Origin of the sequence: Bradyrhizobium sp. NAS96.2 (assembly GCF_001908235.1) — a bacterium.
Taxonomy (GTDB): Bacteria; Pseudomonadota; Alphaproteobacteria; order Rhizobiales; family Xanthobacteraceae; genus Bradyrhizobium.
The window spans coordinates 18,955-40,265 of the sequence record NZ_LGHK01000077.1; the positions used below are offsets into that span (position 1 = coordinate 18,955).

24 protein-coding genes are annotated in these 21,311 nt (G+C 64.7%); 13 read left to right on the forward strand and 11 right to left on the reverse strand.

Going from position 1 to position 21,311, the window contains the following annotated elements; all coding sequences use genetic code 11:
* Both AC628_RS17790 and cynS read left to right on the forward strand, forming a co-directional pair.
* Positions 1-879, forward strand: coding sequence for a sulfurtransferase (locus AC628_RS17790; RefSeq protein ID WP_074128075.1), 879 nt, complete (start codon positions 1-3; stop codon positions 877-879).
* A gap of 99 nt (positions 880-978) precedes the next feature.
* Positions 979-1,467, forward strand: a complete 489-nt coding sequence (gene cynS / locus AC628_RS17795) for a cyanase (protein WP_074128076.1) — start codon at positions 979-981, stop codon at positions 1,465-1,467.
* Between the two features lie 51 nt (positions 1,468-1,518).
* Here cynS and AC628_RS17800 read toward each other — a convergent pair whose 3' ends face one another.
* Positions 1,519-2,346: an isocitrate lyase/PEP mutase family protein gene (locus tag AC628_RS17800; RefSeq protein ID WP_074128077.1), complete on the reverse strand. Its 828-nt coding sequence runs from the start codon at positions 2,344-2,346 to the stop codon at positions 1,519-1,521.
* A gap of 111 nt (positions 2,347-2,457) precedes the next feature.
* Between AC628_RS17800 and AC628_RS17805 the strand changes: the two genes are divergently transcribed.
* Complete coding sequence (locus AC628_RS17805) at positions 2,458-3,402, forward strand: LysR family transcriptional regulator (protein WP_074128078.1); 945 nt, start codon at positions 2,458-2,460, stop codon at positions 3,400-3,402.
* A 60-nt stretch (positions 3,403-3,462) separates the two neighbouring features.
* Here the strand turns inward: AC628_RS17805 and AC628_RS17810 are convergent, their stop codons facing one another.
* The gene (locus tag AC628_RS17810) at positions 3,463-3,786 is read right to left on the reverse strand and encodes a DUF1476 domain-containing protein (protein ID WP_074128079.1); all 324 of its coding nucleotides are present in this window, start codon (positions 3,784-3,786) and stop codon (positions 3,463-3,465) included.
* Positions 3,787-4,134: 348 nt separating this feature from the next.
* Here AC628_RS17810 and purC point away from each other — a divergent pair, with 348 nt between their 5' ends.
* The 5 genes from purC to AC628_RS17835 are packed head-to-tail and all read left to right on the forward strand — an operon-like array spanning position 4,135 to position 7,432.
* Positions 4,135-4,902, forward strand: coding sequence for a phosphoribosylaminoimidazolesuccinocarboxamide synthase (gene purC, locus AC628_RS17815; protein ID WP_016843454.1), 768 nt, complete (start codon positions 4,135-4,137; stop codon positions 4,900-4,902).
* A 15-nt stretch (positions 4,903-4,917) separates the two neighbouring features.
* Positions 4,918-5,160, forward strand: a complete 243-nt coding sequence (gene purS, locus AC628_RS17820) for a phosphoribosylformylglycinamidine synthase subunit PurS (RefSeq protein ID WP_021077860.1) — start codon at positions 4,918-4,920, stop codon at positions 5,158-5,160.
* Between the two features lie 13 nt (positions 5,161-5,173).
* The gene (locus AC628_RS17825) at positions 5,174-5,758 is read left to right on the forward strand and encodes a hypothetical protein (protein WP_245321215.1); all 585 of its coding nucleotides are present in this window, start codon (positions 5,174-5,176) and stop codon (positions 5,756-5,758) included.
* 4 nt (positions 5,759-5,762) lie between these two features.
* Complete coding sequence (gene purQ, locus AC628_RS17830) at positions 5,763-6,464, forward strand: phosphoribosylformylglycinamidine synthase subunit PurQ (protein ID WP_074128080.1); 702 nt, start codon at positions 5,763-5,765, stop codon at positions 6,462-6,464.
* 5 nt (positions 6,465-6,469) lie between these two features.
* The gene (locus AC628_RS17835; RefSeq protein ID WP_074128081.1) at positions 6,470-7,432 is read left to right on the forward strand and encodes a tripartite tricarboxylate transporter substrate-binding protein; all 963 of its coding nucleotides are present in this window, start codon (positions 6,470-6,472) and stop codon (positions 7,430-7,432) included.
* Positions 7,433-7,441: 9 nt separating this feature from the next.
* Here AC628_RS17835 and AC628_RS17840 read toward each other — a convergent pair whose 3' ends face one another.
* The 3 genes from AC628_RS17840 to AC628_RS17850 form a co-directional block, all read right to left on the reverse strand.
* Positions 7,442-8,422, reverse strand: a complete 981-nt coding sequence (locus AC628_RS17840; protein ID WP_074128082.1) for a DMT family transporter — start codon at positions 8,420-8,422, stop codon at positions 7,442-7,444.
* Between the two features lie 215 nt (positions 8,423-8,637).
* A complete protein-coding gene (locus tag AC628_RS17845) occupies positions 8,638-10,869 on the reverse strand; it encodes an alkaline phosphatase family protein (protein WP_074128083.1) in 2,232 nt (743 codons plus the stop codon).
* Positions 10,870-11,115: 246 nt separating this feature from the next.
* Positions 11,116-11,514, reverse strand: coding sequence for a rhodanese-like domain-containing protein (locus AC628_RS17850; RefSeq protein WP_074128139.1), 399 nt, complete (start codon positions 11,512-11,514; stop codon positions 11,116-11,118).
* A gap of 68 nt (positions 11,515-11,582) precedes the next feature.
* Here AC628_RS17850 and ftrA point away from each other — a divergent pair, with 68 nt between their 5' ends.
* The gene (gene ftrA, locus AC628_RS17855) at positions 11,583-12,608 is read left to right on the forward strand and encodes a transcriptional regulator FtrA (RefSeq protein WP_074128138.1); all 1,026 of its coding nucleotides are present in this window, start codon (positions 11,583-11,585) and stop codon (positions 12,606-12,608) included.
* A 21-nt stretch (positions 12,609-12,629) separates the two neighbouring features.
* On the opposite strand, the gene AC628_RS17860 is transcribed toward ftrA, so the two are convergent.
* Positions 12,630-13,118, reverse strand: coding sequence for a PaaI family thioesterase (locus AC628_RS17860; RefSeq protein WP_074128084.1), 489 nt, complete (start codon positions 13,116-13,118; stop codon positions 12,630-12,632).
* A gap of 174 nt (positions 13,119-13,292) precedes the next feature.
* On the opposite strand from AC628_RS17860, the gene purL reads away from it, so the two are divergent.
* Entirely contained in the window at positions 13,293-15,524 is a 2,232-nt protein-coding gene (gene purL, locus AC628_RS17865) for a phosphoribosylformylglycinamidine synthase subunit PurL (RefSeq protein WP_074128085.1), read from the forward strand.
* A gap of 107 nt (positions 15,525-15,631) precedes the next feature.
* Here purL and AC628_RS17870 read toward each other — a convergent pair whose 3' ends face one another.
* Positions 15,632-15,892 (reverse strand): GlsB/YeaQ/YmgE family stress response membrane protein, encoded by a 261-nt coding sequence (locus AC628_RS17870; RefSeq protein ID WP_050423597.1) that lies wholly within the window; start codon positions 15,890-15,892, stop codon positions 15,632-15,634.
* Between the two features lie 266 nt (positions 15,893-16,158).
* Entirely contained in the window at positions 16,159-17,343 is a 1,185-nt protein-coding gene (locus AC628_RS17875) for an acyltransferase family protein (RefSeq protein ID WP_074128086.1), read from the reverse strand.
* 195 nt (positions 17,344-17,538) lie between these two features.
* On the opposite strand from AC628_RS17875, the gene AC628_RS17880 reads away from it, so the two are divergent.
* Positions 17,539-17,712, forward strand: a complete 174-nt coding sequence (locus tag AC628_RS17880; RefSeq protein WP_074128140.1) for a DUF1328 domain-containing protein — start codon at positions 17,539-17,541, stop codon at positions 17,710-17,712.
* 117 nt (positions 17,713-17,829) lie between these two features.
* On the opposite strand, the gene AC628_RS17885 is transcribed toward AC628_RS17880, so the two are convergent.
* Positions 17,830-18,189 carry a DUF427 domain-containing protein gene (locus AC628_RS17885; protein ID WP_016843469.1) on the reverse strand — a complete coding sequence of 120 codons (360 nt, stop codon included), beginning with the start codon at positions 18,187-18,189 and terminating at the stop codon, positions 17,830-17,832.
* Positions 18,190-18,366: 177 nt separating this feature from the next.
* On the opposite strand from AC628_RS17885, the gene AC628_RS17890 reads away from it, so the two are divergent.
* Together AC628_RS17890 and AC628_RS17895 are read left to right on the forward strand one after the other, a co-directional pair.
* Entirely contained in the window at positions 18,367-18,603 is a 237-nt protein-coding gene (locus tag AC628_RS17890) for a BolA family protein (protein ID WP_021077843.1), read from the forward strand.
* Between the two features lie 29 nt (positions 18,604-18,632).
* Positions 18,633-19,814, forward strand: a complete 1,182-nt coding sequence (locus tag AC628_RS17895) for a low temperature requirement protein A (RefSeq protein WP_074128087.1) — start codon at positions 18,633-18,635, stop codon at positions 19,812-19,814.
* A gap of 9 nt (positions 19,815-19,823) precedes the next feature.
* On the opposite strand, the gene AC628_RS17900 is transcribed toward AC628_RS17895, so the two are convergent.
* Positions 19,824-20,222, reverse strand: coding sequence for a DUF4345 domain-containing protein (locus AC628_RS17900; RefSeq protein WP_074128088.1), 399 nt, complete (start codon positions 20,220-20,222; stop codon positions 19,824-19,826).
* Positions 20,223-20,308: 86 nt separating this feature from the next.
* The gene (gene egtD / locus AC628_RS17905; protein WP_074128141.1) at positions 20,309-21,277 is read right to left on the reverse strand and encodes an L-histidine N(alpha)-methyltransferase; all 969 of its coding nucleotides are present in this window, start codon (positions 21,275-21,277) and stop codon (positions 20,309-20,311) included.
* Positions 21,278-21,311: the final 34 nt, after the last annotated feature.

Genomic DNA, 21,311 nt, shown 5'->3' on the forward strand with positions numbered 1-21,311 from the left:
ATGACGGACGTTCTGATCACCGCCGGCGAACTTGCCGAGCTCGTCACAAGAGAGCCGTGTGTCGTCATCGACACGCGCAATCCGGATGCCTATGCGGCGGGACATCTGCCCGGCGCGGTCAATGTGCATGACATCTTCACCTATCTTGCGACCTCGACGCCGGAGGGCATGCACGCGCTGAAGACCAAGTTCGCCGACGCCTTCGGCGCCGCCGGCCTCTCCGGCAAGGAGACCGCCGTGATCTACGAGCAGTCGATGAATTCCGGCTTCGGCCAGTCCTGCCGCGGTTATTACCTGCTGGCGATGCTGGGCTATCCCAAGATCAAGGTGCTGCACGGCGGCTTCGATGCCTGGAAGGCGGCGGACCTGCCTGTCACCACCGACGTCGCGGTGCCGGTGAAGGCGGCGTTCGCGATCGTGCCGGAAGCCGGGGACATCATGATCGACGCCAAGGCGATGCTGGCGGCGGTCGGCAAGCCGGGTGTCGCGATCCTCGACGTGCGCGACGTCGATGAATGGATCGGCGAAAGCTCGTCTCCTTATGGGAAGGATTTCTGCCCGCGCAAGGGCCGCATCCCCGGCGCGGTCTGGCTCGAATGGTACCGGATGATGAAGCCGACCGGCGAAGGCCCACGCTTCAAGTCGAAGGACGAGATCCTTGCGGAATGCGCTACCGTCGGCATCTCGCAGACCACGCCGGTCTATCTCTACTGCTTCAAGGGGGCCCGCGCCTCGAACACGTTCCTGGCGCTGAAGAACGCCGGCGTGAAGGACGTGCGGATGTACTTCGGCTCCTGGAACGAATGGTCGCGCGATCCGGCGCTGCCGATCGACGAAGGCTTGCCGACCGCTGCCGTCGTAACCGGCAAAGCGGCATAGAAACTGCATGTTTGTCGGCGTCCGGCGGCGCTAAAATGCGGCCGGACGCTGATCGATGCCGGCGTCGGCGCTGCACGCTGGTCCCACGGAGGAAGCCTCATGAAACGCGAAGACCTCACCGAAAAGCTGCTCGACATCAAGCGCGAGAACGGCTGGAGCTGGAAGTACATCTGCGAAAAGATCGGCGGCTATTCCGAGGTCTTGATCACAGGCGCGATCCTCGGCCAGATGAAATTGACGAAGCCGCAGGCGGCCAATGCCGGCGAATTGTTCGGGCTGACGAAGGCCGAGATCGCGATGCTCAACGAGGTGCCGATGCGCGGCACCGGCACGCCGATGCCGCCGACCGATCCCCTGATCTACCGCTTCTACGAGATGGTGATGGTCAACGGCCCGGCGTGGAAGGCGCTGATCGAGGAGGAGTTCGGCGACGGCATCATGTCGGCGATCGACTTCGACATGGCGCTGGAGCGCGTTGCCAATCCGAAGGGCGACCGCGTCAAGATCACGATGAGCGGCAAATTCCTGCCGTACAAATATTACGGCGCCAGCGGCAACGTGCCGGAGTATGGCTTCAAGGAAGGTTGAGGACGGATGGCGAGTAGCGAACCGGGTTCTCCATTCGCTACTCGCTACGCTCTATTTGCTCTTGGCGGCCGCGAACGCCTCGCGAAGGTCCTTCACCGGCGCCATGTCGCGGACGAAGGTGAACGCGCCGTTATCCTTCATCTCGCGGGCGCACCGCAGGAACGCAGCCAGCGCGTGGCGTTCCATCGCGCCACCGACGCTGATGCGCTTGACGCCGGCGGCCGACAGCTGCTCGACCGTCAAGGTCGGATCGGCAAAACCCATCACGAGATTGAACGGCCGCCTCACGGCCGAGACCACGGTCTTGATGGTGCCGATGTCGTACAGACCCGGTGAATAGAGCACGTCGGCGCCGACCGCCTCGAACGCCTGCAGTCGCTTGATGGTGTCGTCGAGGTCCTTGCGCCCCCAGAGGAAGTTCTCCGCGCGCGCTGTCAGCGTGAATGGGAAGGGCAGGGCGCGGGCGGCCTCGACCGCGGCCTGCACCCGCTCGACTGCGAGCGAGAAGTCGTAGATCGGACGCTCGCGGTCGCCGGTCGAATCCTCGATCGAGCCGCCGACGACGCCGGCTTCTGCCGCGCGCGCGATCGCCTTTGCCGCGGTCTTCGGATCATCGGCGCCGCAATTCTCCAGGTCGGCGTTGACGGGCAGGTCGGTGGCCTCTGATATCACCCGGCAGTTCTCGATGATGGCATCGAGGGAGATTGTGGCCTGACCGAGCGTGTTGGCGACCCCGAGGCTGGTGGTCGCGAGCGCCTCGAAGCCCATCGCCGCGAGCAGCTTCGCCGTACCGGCGTCCCACGGATTTGGAATGATGAAGGCGCCGGGCTGCTGATGCAACTCGCGAAACCGTGCTGCCTTGTCTGCCTGGGTGCGCATGTGAACTCCTGACGGTTGGAAAAGCGACCGGCAGCAGCGATAGGGCGGTTTCGGTCATCAGACAAATTTGTTATTTCTCTCGATATCATCAGCTTTTTGCATGAGGCAGAGATGGACAGCGACGCGCTCAACACGTTCCTGGTGGTGCATCGGCGCGGCGGGATCTCCAATGCCGCCAAGGCGCTGCATCGCTCGCAGCCAGCGATCTCGAGGCGCATCGCGCTGCTCGAGCAGGAGCTCGGCGTGCCCCTGTTCGAGCGCATCGGAGGCAAGACGCGGCTCAGCGATGCCGGACGGGTGATGGTGCCCCATGCCGAACGGGCGGTAGCGGCAGCGCAGGATGCCGAGAACGCGGTGCGCGCTCTGCTGCGCGACAATTCCGGTCCGGTGGCGCTGGCGGTGACGGGCACGCTTGCCGGCGAGCGGCTCTCGAAGGTGCTGAAGCGCTTCGCCCGCCAGCATCCCGACGTCACGCTGACGCTGCGCACTGCGACCAGCGCAGAGGTCAGCGATTTGATCCGGCGCGGCGAGGCGACGATCGGGTTGCGCTACGATCGCGACCGTTCGGGCGAGCTCGATTGCGAGGTGCTGTGCGCCGAGCCGCTCGGGGTGGTCTGCGCGCCGGATCATCCGTTGGCCGGACGCCGGGTCGGCCGTCTTGCCGATCTCAGGGACGAGCGGTGGATCGCGTTTCCCGAAGTGCCGGGACGGCGCGAGATCACCGCCTCGCATGTGTTCGCCCTGTTCCTGACCCACGGGCTCGGCGAGGTCGCGTGGACACCGGTCGACAGCCTGACGGCGCAGAAGCGGCTGGTCGAGGCGGGGCTCGGGATCGCGCTGCTGTCGCAAAGCAACGCGGCGGAGGAACTGCGCGCCTCGACGATCGCGACGATTCGCGTCGGCAATCTCACGGCAAGTCACGAGGTCGTCGCCGTGACGCGGCACGGCGGCTTCCTCAGCGCCGCGTCGCGCCGTCTGCTCGACATCATCCGTGCTGAGTTCACCAAAGCGAGGGGTGCAAACACGTCGCGCCGGAGCAATGTCCGGCGCGCGTAGAAGGTCGAAACGGGAGCGTCGCGGGCGTGAGCCCAGGTGCGCGCCTGCCAATCCCTGCTTTCAGGTTCCTGCTTTCACCTGGGTCACGGCAACGGCCAGCAGCTCATCCATCTTGGCGCGGATGTCGCGCTCGGTGGCGGGCTGGCCCTTGGCGGTGAGGTCCTTCAGCACCTTGTGCAGGACGTCATTGTCGCCGGCTTCCTCGAAGTCGGCGGCCACCACTTCCTTGGCATAGGCGTTGGCGGCGTCGCCCGAGATGCCGAGCTTCTCGGCGGCCCACAAGCCCAGCAGTTTGTTCCGGCGCGCTTCCGCCTTGAACTTCAGCTCCTCGTCGAGGGCGAACTTCTTCTCGAAACCTTCCTCGCGCTTGTCGAATTCGTTCATAGCCGAAGTTCCAATCCCCTGCTGAATGCGGGCCGCAGCTCGTTGCGGCGGCCCCGATGCCTGCCTAGATAGGTGGGAGGAATCGGCAAGACAACGAGCCGTTAAGCCGCAGGCAAAACAGGCGGAATCGGCCCTTTTCGATAGGGCGGTATAAGTGCCCGCAAGGGGGCACTATCGATTGTGCTGGATGGGCCAATCAGATAGGTTGCCAACAGGTGTGGTTCTTGTTCTGTTTCCAGTTGGATAGCTCAGGTTCCAGGCCTCCGCGGCAGCTCCGTCGTGGGTCGTAACCCCAAGTCATCCGGAGCACCCAAATTCATGGATTTCAACAAAACACGGTACATCCCAATGAGCCGTCGACGCCGCATTTATGAAGGCAAGGCCAAGGTGCTTTACGAAGGCCCCGAGCCGGGAACCCTGATCCAGCACTTCAAGGACGACGCGACCGCGTTCAATGCCAAGAAACACCAGGTGATCGAGGGCAAGGGCGTCCTCAACAACCGGATTTCGGAGTACCTGTTTCAGCACCTCAACGACATCGGGGTGCCGACCCACTTCATCCGCCGCCTCAACATGCGCGAGCAGCTGATTCGCGAGGTCGAGATCGTGCCGCTCGAGGTGGTGGTGCGGAACGTCGCCGCCGGCTCGCTGTCGCAGCGGCTCGGGATCGAGGAGGGCACCCAGCTGCCGCGCTCGATCATCGAGTTCTATTACAAGAACGACCAGCTCAACGACCCGATGGTGTCGGAAGAGCACATCACCGCCTTCGGCTGGGCGACGCCCCAGGAAATCGACGACATCATGGCGCTGGCCATCCGGGTCAACGACTTCCTGACCGGTCTTTTCCTCGGCATCGGCATCCGCCTCGTCGACTTCAAGATGGAGTGCGGACGGCTGTTCGAGAACGAGATGATGCGGATCATCGTCGCCGACGAGATTTCGCCGGACTCCTGCCGGCTGTGGGACATCAAGTCGAACGAGAAGCTCGACAAGGATCGTTTCCGCCGGGATCTGGGTGGTTTGCTCGAGGCGTACACCGAGGTCGCGAAGCGGCTCGGCATCCTGATCGAAAACGAGCGGCCGGCCGGCAGCGGCCCGGTGCTGGTGAAGAGCTAAGCTTAAGGGGCAATCGTGAAGGCACGTGTGACTGTTACGTTGAAGTCGGGCATCCTCGATCCGCAGGGCAAGGCGATCGAGGGCGCGCTGAAGTCGCTCGGCGTCGACGGCATCGCCAGCGTTCGGCAGGGCAAGGTGTTCGACATCGAGCTCGCCGCGACCGACAAGGCCAAGGCGGAGGCGGCGCTGAAGGCCGCCGCCGACAAGCTGCTGGCGAACACCGTGATCGAGAACTACCGGGTCGAGGTCCTGAGCTAGCCGGGCGCGCCAGATGACAACAGCCGCTCTCGTCTGTTCCCGCAACGACCGGACGATCGCCCAATCATTGCTGGCCGGCTTGCTCACGGTCGTCGGGATCGGCGGCGCTGCGGCTCAGTCGCCGGCGCCGGCACCGGCTCCGGCCGCGACCACGCAGCGGCCGCCGTTTGCGATCAGCGGCTGGCGTTACGAGCGCCGCGCCGACACGCACCTGTTCCGTTGCGAGCAGCCGCAATGCGGTGCGGGTTCAAAGGTGAGCTACCGGTTCTACACCGGCGGAAATCAGATGACGCTGGACCAGTTCCGTGACAGCCAGAACCAGGTCATCAACGCGCTGGAGCAGCGGACACCCGGACAACGCATCACGCTGCTCGGCGTCGATGGCGACAAGGGCACCGCGGTGCCGCGCATGTACAAGGCACGGCGCCTGACGGTGACGCCGGGCGGCGCGAGCGAGTATCAGGTCAATGGCTTGATGTTGGGCGCGCAAGGCTCTGCCAGCCTGATCAGCTCGGCGCGTGACGAAAAGGCCAGCAACGACAATTACGCAAAGTTTGCCGCCGCAGTTAAGCTTGTGCTGGCGCCCAAAACCAGGTGATCCGATGAAATCAGCCGTCCTCGTCTTCCCCGGCATCAATCGCGAGCGCGACATGGCGCGCGCACTCAAGCTCGCATCCGGCAACGAGACCGCGATGGTCTGGCACGCGGAGACCGCGCTGCCCAAAGGCACCGACCTCGTGGTGGTGCCGGGCGGCTTCTCCTATGGCGACTATCTGCGCTGCGGCGCGATCGCGGCGCGCGCGCCGGTGATGGACGCGGTGCGCGACTTCGCAGCCAAAGGCGGGCTCGTGCTCGGCGTCTGCAATGGTTTCCAGATCCTCTGCGAGTCCGGCCTGTTGCCGGGCGTGCTGATGCGCAATGCCGCGCTGAAATTCGTCTGCCGTGACGTGCATATGAAGGTCGAGCGCTCCGACACCCCGTTCACCCGCGGCTACAATGCCGGCCAGGTGATCCGCGTGCCGGTGGCGCATGGCGAGGGCAATTACGAGGCGGACGAAGAGACGCTGAAGCGGCTCGAGGGCGACGGGCGGGTGCTCTACCGCTACTGCTCGCCTGAGGGCGTGGTCGACGAGGCCTCCAATTTCAACGGCGCGGCGCACTCGATCGCCGGCATCGTCAACGAGCACGGCAACGTGCTCGGCATGATGCCGCATCCGGAAAACCACGTCGAAGAGATCATGGGCTGCACCGACGGCCGCGGCCTGTTCGCAGGGCTGGTCCAGCAGTTCGAGAAGGCGGCGTAACGGAAATGCTGGGGCGGTGGTGCCTCGCCGCGGCCGCGGCACTCTTTTTCGCAACAACAGCCAACGCCCAGGATTTCCCGAAGCGCCCGATCACGATGATCGTGCCGTTCACGGCCGGCGGTACCTCCGACGTCATTGCCCGCGCCGTCGCCGACCAGATGAGTGCGGCGCTCGGCCAGACCATCATCATCGAGAATGTCGGCGGCGCCGGCGGTTCGACCGCGCTGACCCGTGCGGCGCGCGCCGAACCGGACGGCTACACGATTGCGATCGGCAACGCCGGCACCAATGCGGCGACCTACACGATCTATCCAAAACTGTCGTTCACGCCCGACTCCTTTGCGCCGATCGCCGTCGTGGCGAAGACCTTCGGCATCGTGGCGCTGCGCAAGGATTTTCCGGCCAAGGATCTCAAGGACTTCATCGACTACGCGAAGAAGAATCCGGGCAAGGTCAATCTCGGCCATGCCGGCGTCGGCTCGTCGAATTACCTGATCTGCAAGAGCTTCGTGCATGCCGCCGGGATCGACGTGCAGCTGGTCGGCTATCGCGGCGCGGCGCTCGCGCTGACGGACGCGATCGGCAGCCAGATCGACGGCGTCTGTGACGCCGCGGCCTCGGTGTCGCAGGCGATCGACGACAAACTGGTGAAAGCGGTCGTGGTCGGCTCGACCGTGCGGCTCGCCTCGCTGCCGGCGCTGCCGACCTCGGCAGAGGCCGGACTGCCGGAGTTCGAGGCGCAGGGCTGGAACGGCCTGTTCGCGCCGAAGGGCACGCCGCCGGAGATCATCGCCAAGCTCAACGCCGCGGCGCGCACCGCTGTCGCAAGCGACGCAGTGAAGAAGCGCTTCGTCGACCTGTCGACGGTCGCCCCCGACGCCAATGAGCTCACACCCGAGGCGCTGCAACAACTCGTGACCCGCGACGTCGCGAAATACCGCACGTTGCTCGTGGACGACAAGAAGTAGGCGGAACGGCTATCCTCGCAACCGGCCTAGCCAGCGCTTCACGGCTTCGCCGGGGATTGTCATCGCAGCGACGCCGAACATGACCAGCACGAGTCCCAGCGCCAGATTCGACGGCACGGATTCGCCGAGCAGGATGACCGACAACGCGACGCCGATCGGAATCCGCAAATAACCCTGCGCATTTGTCGTGAGCGTGCCGAGCCGCGTCAGGCACATGTAGAACAGCATCAACCCGAACGCGCTGGAGAAGATGCCCATCACGACGGTGGCGACCAGCGCCTGCGGCGTCGGGTGCAGCGTCCAGGGATGGTCGACGATCAGGGCGACCGGCAGCAGCACGGTGCCGCCGAACAGCAGCGAGCCGCCGGCGACCACCATCGGATCGTAGTCCGACAGCCGCAGCCCGAAGATCGTGGCGCAGGCGAACGAGACGGTGGCGAGCAGGATCGCGATCTCGGCGAAGATCTCCTTGCCGAAACCCGAGAGCGCGTCGAGGCCGATGATCGCGACCGTGCCGGCGAGACCGAGGATCGCGCCGACCAGCTTGGGCAGCGAGGCCGGCTCGTGCCGCGTGATCGCCCAGGTGATGAGGAAGGCGAAGATCGGCGTCGTCGAGGCCAGCACCACGGTGTTGGACGCGGGCACGTAGAGTTGCGCCCAGGTGATCACCAAAAACGGGATCGTCGAGTTGATGGTCTGCTGGAAGGCGAACAGCTTCCAGGCCTTGATGTCGGTCGAGATGCGGATGCCGCGGATCCGCAGCACCACGAGCAGGAAAGCGGCCGCCACCAGCGAGCGCGCCGAGATGAAGGTGACCGGGGGGATCGAGCCGAGCCCGATCTTGGTCAGCGGGTAGGTCGAGCTCCAGCAGCAGGCCAGCGCCAGCAGCAGCGCGTAGTCGCGCCAGCTACGCGCACCGGGCGCGGTGGACAGGCTGGGCGTGATCGCGGGAGCCGTCACGCCACCCGTGTTTGCTGTGCTCTTCGGCACCTTGATTGGCTCCCTTCGCGCATTGTCGCGCGATGAGCCGAATTTAGCTTGGCCGCAGGGCGAAAGGCTAGGGCGGAAAAAGCGACGAACGCCGGCTCGGCGTCCGTCGCGCGGAATTTGCGTGAAAGGCTAAAGCGCGATCAGCATCGCGCTTTAGTTTCTGTTTGAACATGGTCCTGCCGGAAAAGCCGCTTCGCGCTTTTCCGGAGCGTGCTCTAGCGCAGCACCTCGTTCAGTACCTCGCCGTCGACGTGATGCGGCGTCGTGCCGAGGATCCGCATGATGGTCGGCGCCACGTCGATGTTGCGCATGTGCCGCACCACGGTATCCCTGCGGATCTGCGGTCCCGCGGCGATGAACGTCGCGCTCATCACCGGAAGCTCGGGGTCATGACCGTGGGCGCCGTAGAAGTTCGGCATCGACAGCGCGGTCGTTGCCGAATTGAACGGCGCGTCGCCCTGGCGCGCGACGCCGGGGTTCTGGATGCCGTCGAAATTGTAGCCCGGCGCCATCAGCGCGAACACGTCGCCGTAGTCCTGGCCGACGGTCTTGCTGGTGCACTGTCCGGTACCAGCGTCGCATTGCAGCGGCCGGGTCTCGACGACGGTGAAGATGCGCTGATCCCTGAGCGAGTAGTTGAAGCGCGCGTTGGGATCGACCGCGTTCTTCACCGCGTCGGTGATCTGCGCCACCAGGGCCCGGTAGGTCGCCAGATCGACGGTGCCGCCGAGCTCGCGGTTCTGCAGGTTGACGTAGATGTCTGCGGCAGGACCCGAGGTGCGGACGCCGACCTTGCTGGTGTCGATGCCCGCGTTGCGCAGGATGTTGGTGAGGTTGACCGAGGTGTGGAACGGCGCGAAGCCGTGATCCGACACCACGACGACGTTGCTGTCATGGCCGGCCGCATCGGCGATCTGCTTCACCGCCTTGTCGGCGGTCTGGTAGGCGAAGCGGATGTAGGAGGCGTAGCGCTTGACCTTGGCGGGATCCTGTTTGGCGCCGATCGAATTCGGGTCGGCGGGGTTGGTGCCCTGGCGCGGATCGGTGAGCAGGAACTGGTGCTCGGAGCCGTCGGGCTGCTCGATATAGACCATCACGAGGTCGGCATCCGGATGGGTCTTGATCGCGCGCTCGCCGATGTTGGCCTGGTAGCGCACGAAGGTCTTCACCATGTCCTCGTACATCGTCTCGATCTCGACGTCGGGGAAGTTGGTGAAGCCTGGACTCAGGCGCTCCGGAATGCGGAAGTCGGCCTGCGGACGCCAGAAGCCGATGTTGTTGTTGATGTCGTCGACATCGGCGAGCACAGGCGTGTTGCGCGGGATGTAGTTGGCGCCGTAGCGGGCGAAGCGCACTACCGAGAGGTCCGGTGACAGCGCCGAGACGAAGTAGGCGGCGCCGACCTTCGCGCCGCTGCCCTCGAAGAAGAACGGCGCGTTCTCGCCGCCGAACTTGACATAGGCCGGCCCGGTCGACGGCGCGTGGAACGGTCCTGCGGTGATGCCGCGGTTCTCGTCGAAGAACACCAGCGTGTCGTAGTTCACCTTACGATCATTTGTCGTGTCGATCGCGGCAACGCGGATCGAATATTTGACGTCGAGTGTCGATGCGCCGGTGCAGGTAGCGGTCGCCGCCGCGGAGCACGAGAACGTCTCGATCGGTGCAGAAGTCACCAGCACCGGGCTGAACGAGAAATGGCCCGCAGCCTGCAGCGCCGCGACGATGCCGGGATCAGCCGCGAAGTCGCTGCGCGACAGCGTAAAGCCCTGGGCGCCGATGCCGCCGAACGCGCCGAACGGCACCGTGAAGTCGGTGACGCGGGTCGGCTGCGCCGGCTGCACCACGGTCTTGTTGATCGAGATGTCGGCGCCGTCGCCGCCGGGCCAGGTCGCGGTGACGACCTTCTTGCCCTGCTGGCGCAGCTGCACCCACAGCGGCTGTGCCGTCGGGTTTGCCGACGGCCCGAGCGGGCTTTCGGTATAGCCGCCGATCGGCGCCGCAAAGCCGCTGATACTGCTGGAGATCGGCCCGACGATCGGCTGGAACGTGTTCGAGGGGATGTCGTTATGAACCGCCGTGGAGCCTGTCGCGATCGCGATGTGTGACACCGCGGTGAGCGACGGTGACGCCGTCACGTTCTGCAACGCGACTGCGCCACGACGGCTGAGCCGGGCGAGGCCGCCGTCGCGCGGCAGCACGCCTTCCTCGATGAATTTCTGGATGAAATCGGGTTTTGCGCCGTCGAGCGAGATCATCACCACGCGCGGCTTGCGGCCATGATGACCGCCGTCATGGTCTTGGTCCTGATCCTGATCGTGACCGCGGGAATCGCTGCCGCGATCGCCATTATCGCCGTCCTGTCCGGCGCGCGCCGGAGTTGCGATCCATGCGAGCGATGCGACAAGCAACATCGCCGTCGTAACGGAAACGAACGTCTTCAATTTCATGAGAATGCCCCAACCTCGCTGCGCGAATGCACAAACGGAAATCGTTCGGCAATCTACGGAAGCTTGGCTGACAGGCATGTGACGCGTGCGCGACGACGCAACGACAGCACGTCGTCGCGTCACGACTGGAGTGTGCGTTGCTTCACACGAAGAACGCGCGTGGACTCAATGAACTAGAACTTCTGTGTTCGATTCAATCCGTGCCGATGTAACGGCTGGATGACGGCGTGTGTCCACGGCCGTGGTTCAGCCATTGCCTGTGGCAAGCTCAAAGCCTTCATCCAGCCAGCCGGTGATGCCGCCGGCCATGATCTTCACAGGTCGACCAAGTTCTGCGAGACGCAGCGCACCACGGGCGGCGCCGTTGCAATGCGGCCCCGCGCAATAGGTGACGAACAATGTACCCTCGGGCCAGGCGTCAGTTTTCGAGCGGATGATCTTGCCATGCGGCAGGTTGATGGCGCCCGGAACATGACCCTGGGCGAACAACGCTGGGCTGCGCACGTCCAGGACGACGAAGTCGGCGCCCCTGGACAGCGCGTCATGCACATCCCAGCAATCAGTCTCAAAGGTGAATTCGGCAGCAAAATGCTCACGGGCGATGGCGCTCGGAGCGGCCGGAATCTCGGTGACTGCGGATTTCATCATGGGCTCCAGTTTCTGGTGTCGCCGCCGATATGGATGCCGCGCGACCCCTGTTGCAATTGGCGCAGATGACAAGATACGTAAACATCATGCCAATCTCGTCGAAGCGCCCGATCCGCTTTCAAACCACCGGCCCGCTGGTCGTAGCGCTGCTCTATGACGGGCTCTGCACCTTCGAGTTCGGCATCGTGGCCGAGGTGTTCGGGCTTTACCGTCCTGAGATGGGGCCAGGTTGGTACCGTTTCGCGAGCTGCGCGATCGAGAAGGGGCCGCTACGCGCCCATGGCGGTTTCGCGCTTCAGCCCGACCGTGGGCCGGAACTGCTCGCCAAGGCGGATATCATTGTCGTGCCGGGCTGGAAGGGGGCGGACGTTCCCGTGCCGGAGAGGCTTTGCAAACAGCTTCGCGCCGCTCATGTCCGTGGAGCACGGCTTGTGTCGATCTGCTCGGGGGCGTTCGTGCTGGGCGCGACGAGGTTACTCGATGGTGGCATCGCGACCACACATTGGCGCTACGCCGCGGCGCTGCAGGCCCGCTTCCCGAACGTACGGATCGATGCGAGCTCGCTTTATCGCAGTCATAATCGGGTCTTCACGTCGGCGGGCAGCGCGGCCGGGATCGACCTGCTGATCGACATCGTGCGGCAGGACTTCGGCCCCCGGGCGGCGAATTCTGTTGCACGGCGCCTGGTTGTGTCCGCCCATCGCACGGGCGGGCAAGCGCAATTCCTGGAACGCCCCGTTCCCGTTCAGCCGGGCCGGGAGATCGCGCCACTACTGGATCGGATGCGCAACAATCTGAAGCGGACCTGGACCACAGGCGCCATGGCGCGCGAGTGCAAGATGAGCTTGCGTACCTTCCTGCGCCGCTTCCACGAGGCAACAGGCCGCAGTCCTGGCGACTGGCTGGTCGAAGAGCGGATCGAAGCTGCCAAAGTCCTCTTGTGCGAGCAGCCCCTTAGCATCGAGACGATTTCCGCCGCGGTCGGCTTTGGTTCGGCCCACGCGCTTCGCCATCATTTCCGCAGCAAAGCCGGCCTCACGCCGACGGAATACAGATCACGCTTCATACCTGTTAGCGTCTTGGCGAAATGACGCCCCCAAACAGCCCGAACGCTATGCGTCCGCAGCCGGAGCCTTGCGCTTCACGCGCTTGATGGTGCCGGAGAAGGTGAACAACGGCCGCTCGGCCGAGGTCAGCATGCCGCGCACGAAGATCAGCGAGCCGCCGGCGCGGGTGACCTCGCCGGTGCATTCGATCAAATCGCCCTCGCGGGCCGCGTCGAGGAATTCCGAGGCGAACGAGACCGTGACGCCGGGGCCCTGGAGCACCGAGGCGGCGAGCGCGAACAGGCAGTAATCCGCAAAGGTCATGAAGCAGCCGCCATGGACGTTGCCGGAGCCATTGAGGTGCTTCTTAGCGACCCGGAACGCGCAGGAGATGCGGCCGTTCTCGTCCATGCGGTGGTAAAACGGGCCGGTATGGGTCTCGAAATTGTCTCGCGTCCAGGTTCGCCAGCCGGCGAATTCGCCCTCGGTTTCGACATGCAGGTCGGGGCGGCGGTTGAATGCGGTGTTGAGTGCGGTCGGGGCGAGTTCGTTCACGAAATCTGGGCCTTCAATTATCGGGTTCGGGTCCTTAAATCCGATCCATCCCCATTGTGCAAATCCCGGGAGCATATCCCGGGCCGCGTCCAACCGCCGCAAAGCTCTGGACAGGCCGGAAATGGGCCGTAAAAGGCCTTTTCGCCCCCGTTCGATCTACCTATTAAGGGTCCCATGACCGCGCCCAAGAATGATCCGAAGAACGAGCCCCAGATCACCCCCGAACTCGTCGCCGCCCACGGGCTGAAGCCGGACGAGTACGAGCGCATCCTCACGCTGATCGGGCGGGTTCCGACCTTCACCGAACTCGGCATCTTCTCGGCGATGTGGAACGAGCATTGCTCGTACAAGTCGTCCCGCATCCATCTGCGCGGGCTGCCCACCAAGGCGCCCTGGGTGATCCAGGGCCCTGGCGAGAATGCCGGCGTGATCGACATCGGCGACGGCCAGGCCGTGGTCTTCAAGATGGAGAGCCACAACCACCCGAGCTATATCGAGCCCTACCAGGGCGCGACCACCGGCGTCGGCGGCATCCTGCGCGACGTCTTTACCATGGGCGCGCGCCCGATCGCCTGCCTGAACGCGCTGAGCTTCGGCGCGCCGGAGCACCCGAAGACCCGGCACCTGGTGTCCGGCGTGGTCGCGGGCGTCGGCGGCTACGGCAATTCGTTCGGCGTGCCGACGGTCGGCGGCCAGGTGCGCTTCCACACCCGCTATGACGGCAACATCCTGGTCAACGCGATGGCGGTGGGCCTCGCGGATGCCGACAAGATCTTCTACGCGGCGGCCTCCGGCGTGAACATGCCGATCGTCTATCTCGGCTCCAAGACCGGCCGCGACGGCATCCACGGCGCCTCGATGGCCTCGGCCGAATTCGACGACGCCTCCGAGGAGAAGCGCCCGACCGTGCAGGTCGGCGATCCCTTCGCCGAGAAGCTGCTGCTGGAAGCCTGCCTCGAGATCATGGAAGCCGACTGCGTGATCGCGATCCAGGACATGGGCGCGGCCGGCCTGACCTGCTCGGCAGTCGAGATGGGCGCCAAGGGCGACCTCGGTGTCGAGCTCGACCTCAGCGCTGTGCCGACCCGCGAGACCGGCATGAGCGCCTACGAGATGATGCTCTCGGAAAGCCAGGAGCGCATGCTCATGGTGCTCAAGCCCGAGAAGGAGCAAGAGGCCGAGGCGATCTTCCGCAAATGGGGGCTCGATTTCGCCATCGTCGGCTACACCACGCCGACCAAGCGCTTCGTCGTCAAGCATGGCGGCGACGTGATGGCCGATCTGCCGATCAAGGAGCTCGGCGACGAGGCGCCGGTCTATGACCGTCCGCACGTCGCATCGAACGCGCTGCCGGTGATCCGCGGCCAGGACGTCAAGCCGCCGCTCGGCATCGCCGACGCGCTGGAAAAGCTGATCGGCACGCCCGAGCTGTGCTCGAAGCGCTGGGTGTGGGAGCAGTACGACCATGTCATCCTCGGCAACACCGTGCAGCGTCCCGGCGGCGATGCCGCCGTGGTCCGGGTCGAGGACGGGCCGAAGGGGCTTGCGCTCACCGTCGACGTCACGCCGCGCTATTGCGAGGCCGATCCGTTCGAGGGCAGCAAGCAGGCAGTGGCGGAAGCCTGGCGCAACATCACCGCAGTCGGCGGCCGGCCGCTCGCGATCACCGACAATCTCAATTTCGGCAATCCGGAGCGGCCCGAGATCATGGGCCAGTTCGTCGGCTGCCTGAAGGGCATTGCGGAAGCTTGCATCGCGCTCGACTTCCCGGTCGTGTCCGGCAACGTCTCGCTCTACAACGAGACCAACGGCCGCGGCATCCTGCCGACGCCCTCGATCGGCGGCGTCGGCGTGCTCGACGACTTCACCAAATCCGCGACCCTGGCATTCAAGGCGGCGGGCGAGGCGATCCTTTTGGTGGGCGATACCCACGGCTGGCTCGGCCAGTCGGTCTATCTGCGCGACGTTTGCGGCCGCGAGGAGGGCGCTCCGCCGCCGGTCGATCTCGCCACCGAGAAGCGCAACGGCGACGTGGTGCGCGGCATGATCCACGCCGGAACCGCGACCGCGGTGCATGACGTCTCCGACGGCGGGCTCTTGATCGCGCTCGCCGAGATGGCGATCGCGAGCGGCATCGGCGCGCAGCTGCTGGCGGCGCCGTCCTCGATCGTGCCGCATGCCTATTGGTACGGCGAGGATCAGGCCCGCTACATTGTCACGGTGCCAGCGGCGGATGCCGGTCTCGTGCTGGCCAAGATGAAGGGCGCAGGCGTGCCCTGCGCGCGTATCGGCACCACTGGCGGCGATGCCATTGCGGTTGCCGGCGAGGCGCCGGTGACCGTCGACAGCCTGTCCCACGCTTTCGAGCACTGGCTGCCGAACTACATGCGGGGTGCCGCCGCCTGATCCGATCGGATCAGGCTCTACCGCGTGTAGCAAAAATCTCAATGGCGCGATGATCCCATCATCGCGCTATTTTCTTATGTTCGACCGCGATCCCTGAGGATCGTGCGCTAGGTTGCGCCGCGGACCGCGCGCCAGGCAAAGATGATGATGCAGGCGCCGATGAAGCCGGCGACGAGATAGCCGATCCAGCCTCCGCCGAGCGACACGCCGATCAGACCCAACAGCCAGTTCGCCAGCGCGGCGCCGACGATGCCGAGGATGATGTTCATGAAGATGCCGGTTCCGGACTTCATGATCATCTCGGCGAGCCAGCCGGCCAATCCGCCGACGATGATTGCCGCGATCCATCCAACTTGAGGGTCGTTCATTCTGGGACTCCCTAGGTCAAGCAGTCCGGCCAGCATACCTGAGAATCACCCGGCGGCATGTGACCAATGGCAGGGTGTGCGCAACTTGCCGGTCGCGATTTGCCGTCAAGCCTGCCGCTTCGCGCCGTTTCTCCATGCCGACGCTGCGGCGAGCCGTTTCGTCATCGGCGGCAACGTGGTGATCGGTACGCTGTTCGTGCTGCCGACCTCTACATCATTATCGCCCGCGACCCCCGCGCTGCAAAGCGCGGCGGCGAGGAGCGTGATCAAAGCACGTATTTCGAGCCGGGGATCTTGCGCAGCACGGCGGTGGCGGCCCAGCTCAGCGCCACGGTGCCGAAGAACGCGATCGCGGCCTTGGCGATCGCCGGCAATTCCATGTCGAACAGCCAGTATTGCAGCCACAGCACGATCGGATAGTGCACCAGGAACATGCCGTAGGCGTCGCCCTGCATGCGGTCGAGCAGCGTCGGTCCGGCCGCCTTCGATTGCAGGAAGTAGGCCAGGATCGCGAACAGGATCGAGGCGCTGAACAGCACGTAGAAGCTGCCGTAGATCGCGAGGTACCAGCCCGGCAGCGGGTCGGGGTTACCGATGATCTGCCGCTTGATGTAGATCATCACCCACATCAAGCAGTAGGGGATCAATGTGATGCCGGTCCAGAACCAGCGCCGCTCGGTCAGCCGTCCGTTCGCGCTGAGCAGGCCGTTCTCGAAGTTCGCCGAGCCGATCCCCGCACCGATGAAGAAGTAGCACGCATACAGCAGCACCCGGCTCGCCTGCACCGAGAACGGTCCGAGCTCGAACCAGTAGTTCTGGCCGTAATGGACCAGCATCGGCACATAGAAGACGGCACTGACGACGACGAGGAACAGCCAGAACTTCGAGGGGCGTTCAAATCCCTTGACCGACAGGCGGTTGATCGGTTCGAGCAGGCGCGACGACACCCGGTACAGCACGCTTGCCGTCAGGTCTAAGGCCATCAGGACCCAGACGAACCAGATCGGGCCGCTCGGCCAGGGCCCGTAGATCATGGTCCTCCACCAGAATTCGGAGAAGGTCAGGTCGGGCGTCGCACGCAGCGCGATCGCGTAATAGGCGATCGGAATCACGGTGAACGCGCAGATCACGAAGGGCAGGCCGAGCCGCAACAGCCGGTCGCGCAGGAAAATCAGCCACGGCTTGTTGCCGAGCCCGGGCCACACGAACAGCCCCGACAGGAAGAAGAACATCGCCATGAAGAAGCTGTCGGTGGCGAGCACCATGCAGTCGAAGCCGATCCAGGACGTCGGGTCGGTGTGCCCGAAATAGGTGTAGGGGATCACCGCGTGGTGCAGCAGCACGACCAGCGTCAGGAAGGTGCGCGCACGATCGAGGGCGACGTTGCGCTTGTGGAGCTTCGGTGCTGCCTGGACGTCGACGGCCGGAGCCGCGTGAGCAATCGATTTCATGGTGCCCCCAGCCGGGTCTGCACCCGGATGTTGCAATTGGGAACCCGATTCAGCAAGTACGAATTGTCTCGATTCCGTGGTGTCGAGGTCGGTCATCTCAGCGCGTCTGTTTCGATTTGGAACTGGAATATTGAGAGGGCGTTGTCGGGAAGGCTGGCGGGCGCGCCGGGCGCACGCGGCTTTGAGGAGCAAGCAATGACACTGCTGAAATGGGCGTTGATCTTCCTTGTTGTCTCGATCATCGCGGGCTTGCTCGGCTTCACCGGCATCTCAGCCGCCTCCGCCGATATCGCACGCTTCCTGTTCTACGTGTTCGTCGTGATCTTCCTGGTGCTCCTGATCCTCGGGCTCACGATATTCAGGGTCTAGCGGCGATCCGGCCGCACACTCCCGTCGTTATGCCCGGGCCTCGCCCGGGCATTTGCGTTCTCAGGCTGGGGGCGCACCCCGGAGCGCCGAGCACGGCGTTGCGGCGGGCAAGACGGCCTAGGCGACTTCCTCGATCTTCACCTTGTCGGGATAGAACGCGAGGTGGCCGGCGATCTCGGTCATGGCCGGGAAAGGCTCCTCATAGGTCCAGATCGCATTGTCCAGCGTCTTGCCGTTGGCCTTGATGCTGAAATAGCTCGCATCTCCCTTGTAGGGGCAATGCGTGGTCCGCTCGGTGCGGGTCAGAAGCTCCATGTTGGCGTCCTGCCGGGGGACGTATTGCACCGCCGGATAGCTCGCTTCCTTCAGGGTCAGCGCATGGGTCGTCTCGGCGATGACGACGCCGTCGGCGGTGACGCGGACGCGCTTGGCGTTGGGCGTGATCGTGATCGGATGGTCGGGGCCGGGGAGCTTCATGATTCTGCGCCTCTTCTGGTCATTTCGGCGTGATGGCTTGTGACCGATTGATGCAGGTTTAAATCGCTGGGAATGGGAATATAGTGTGCGGCGGGATGACCTAGAAGACCTCAAGGACTAGGTTTTATCCCGGCCGAATCGGCCCTGATTCGAACGACCTGACGGAGGTGGACTGGGATGCCGATGGACGCCCGTGATATCGAATCGATGATCAAGGCAGCTATCCCGGACGCCGAGGTGACGATCCGCGACCTGGCAGGCGACGGCGACCACTACGCGGCCACTGTCGTTTCCGAGTCATTCCGCGGCAAGTCCCGCGTCCAGCAGCACCAGATCGTCTACCAGTCGCTGAAAGGCCAGATGGGCGGGGTGCTGCATGCACTCGCCCTGCAGACCGGGGTGCCGGAAGGCTAGGCCCCGGCCAGCGGCGGAGCCCTCGAGCGATGGCAGACAATCCGCGCGGAGCGATGTTTCGCGTCATCGTGCCGAACCAGCATAGCCGCGTCACCAATGCCGAGTTGTTCTTCGACCTCGTCTTCGTCTTCGCCGTCACGCAGCTGTCGCACACGCTGCTGCACCACTTCACCCCGCTGGGCGCGGTGCAGGTCACGCTGCTGTTTCTCGCGGTGTGGTGGGTGTGGGTCTACACCACCTGGGTCACCAACTGGCTCAATCCCGACCTGACGCCGGTCCGCCTGCTGCTGTTCGTCCTGATGCTGGGCGGGCTGCTGTTGTCGACCTCGATCCCGACCGCCTTCGAGGGCCGCGGGCTGTGGTTTGCCGGGACCTACGCCGCGATGCAGGTCGGCCGCACGGCGTTCTGGCTGCTGGCAACGCCGCGGCGACGGACCGCGGTGCGTCACAACGCGATTCGCATCCTGACTTGGTTGAGCTGCTCGGCCGTGCTCTGGATCCTCGGTGGCTTCGCCGAGCACGAGACGCGGATGTGGCTCTGGATCGCGGCGCTGACAATCGAATATGTCGCACCGGCCGCGCGGTTCTGGACCCCCGGGCTCGGGTTCTCCTCGATAGAGGCGTGGTCGGTCGAGGGCGGCCACATGGCCGAGCGCTGTGCCGGCTTCATCATCATTGCGCTCGGCGAGGCGATCGTGGTCGACGGCGCGACCTTCGCCGAACTGACCTGGACGCCGGAGAATGTCTTAGCCTTCATCTCGGCCCTGGTCGGCAGCATCGCGATGTGGTGGATCTATTTCCACAAGGGTGCCGAGGCCGGCTCAGACATGATCTCGAAATCCGAGGAATCCGGCCGCGTGGCGCGGATCGCCTACACCTACCTGCACATGCCGATCGTCGGCGGCATCATCCTCACCGCTGTCGCCGACGAACTGGTGCTGAAGCACCCGTCCGGCCATTCCGACCTCAAGACGATCGTGAGCTCGGTCGGCGGCCCCATGCTGTTCCTGGTCGGGACCATCCTGTTCAAGCACGTGATCCGCAACTTCCTGCAGCTCTCGCACGGCGTCGGCATCGTCGCGCTGGCGATCACCGCGTATTTTGCTCATGACATGTCGCCGCTGACGCTCTCGATCGTCACCACCGCGATCATGATCGTGGTCGCGGCCTGGGAGTCGATCTCGCTCCGATCGACGGAGGAGGAAGAGTAGCAGGGCTCGCTACCTGCTGCGACCGGCCGTCGCCACCCGGTGCTGCCAATAGACGAACAGCGGCGCGCCGATCACTTCGAGCAGGGTGAACCCTACGAAGGGCAGCGGCGGTGCGCCGACCATCACGATCGACAGCAGCCTGCCGATGCCGCCGAGGAAGATGCCGCCCCAGACCACGCGAAACAGCACGCTCTCGCTCTCGATGCGCGGCACCAGCCAGAGCAGCGCGAGGCCGAGGCCGAGCCAGACCCCGCCGAAGAAGCGCAGATTGCTGTCGAGCACCGGTAGTGCCGGCACGCCCGACGAGGCGTAGAGCGGATCGCTCACGCCGAGCATGGTGATGATGCCGGTCAGGATCGGGACGAGGGCGAGCACCACTGTGGCGATCTGCAGCGCACGCCGGCCCATGATCCTGCCCCCGTCCCGTTCATAGCGTTTTCAAGCGAAGTGGATACCGGTTCGCGTGAAGAAAACGCGTCAAACTAATAATATCGCTAGTCCGCGACCAGCGCGTGCACCGAGAACATCGTGTTGGCGTCGGTCCAGCTGTTGCGCACCGTCCAGCCCGCGCTGCGGGCGAGCGCGGTGAAACGCTCGAGCGAGTATTTATAGCTGTTCTCGGTGTGAATGCTCTCGCCGGGACGGAACGCGAAAGTGTTGCCGAGGATGCGCACGGTCTGCGCCTTGCGGCTGATCAGGTGCATCTCGATGCGATGGCGGTCGCGGTTGTAGATCGAGCGGTGGGTGAAGCCCGACAGGTCGAAATTGCCGCCGAGCTCGCGGTTGATCCGCGCCAGCACGTTCATGTTGAAGCGCGCGGTGACGCCGGCTGCATCGTTATAGGCGTCGTACAGCACGCGCTCGTCCTTCTCGAGGTCGACGCCGATGATCATCTGCGCGCCGTGGCCGAGGATCTTGCGCGCGCTGCGCAGGAAGGCCAGGGCTTCGCTCGGCTCGAAATTGCCGAGCGTCGAGCCCGGGAAGAAGCCGACCTTCGGCATGGCGGCGACAGCGTCGGGCAGCGCGAACGGCGTGGTGAAGTCGGCTGCGACCGGATAGATGCCGAGACCGGGGAAATCCTTCCGCAATCCATCGGCCTGCGCCTTGAGGAAATCGCCGGATATATCGACCGGCACATAGGCTGCGAATTCGCAATGCTCGAGCAGCAGCCGCACCTTGGTGGTCGCGCCGGCGCCGAATTCGACCAGCGCCGCGCCTTCCGGGATGATCGCGGCGATCTCGTCGCCGCGGTCGCGCAGGATGCCAAGCTCGGTGCGCGTCGGATAATATTCCGGCAGCACCGTGATCTGCTCGAACAGCTCCGAGCCCGCGGCGTCGTAGAAATATTTCGGCGACAGCCGTTTCGGGTGACGGGCGAGATCGCCGATCACGTCGCCGGCAAACGCCGAAGTCGCCTCGTCGAACGGATACGCTTTTGCCAAAGCGGCGGCATGCACATTCATGATACTCTCCTGAACGCGCTTACCGGCGCGCACT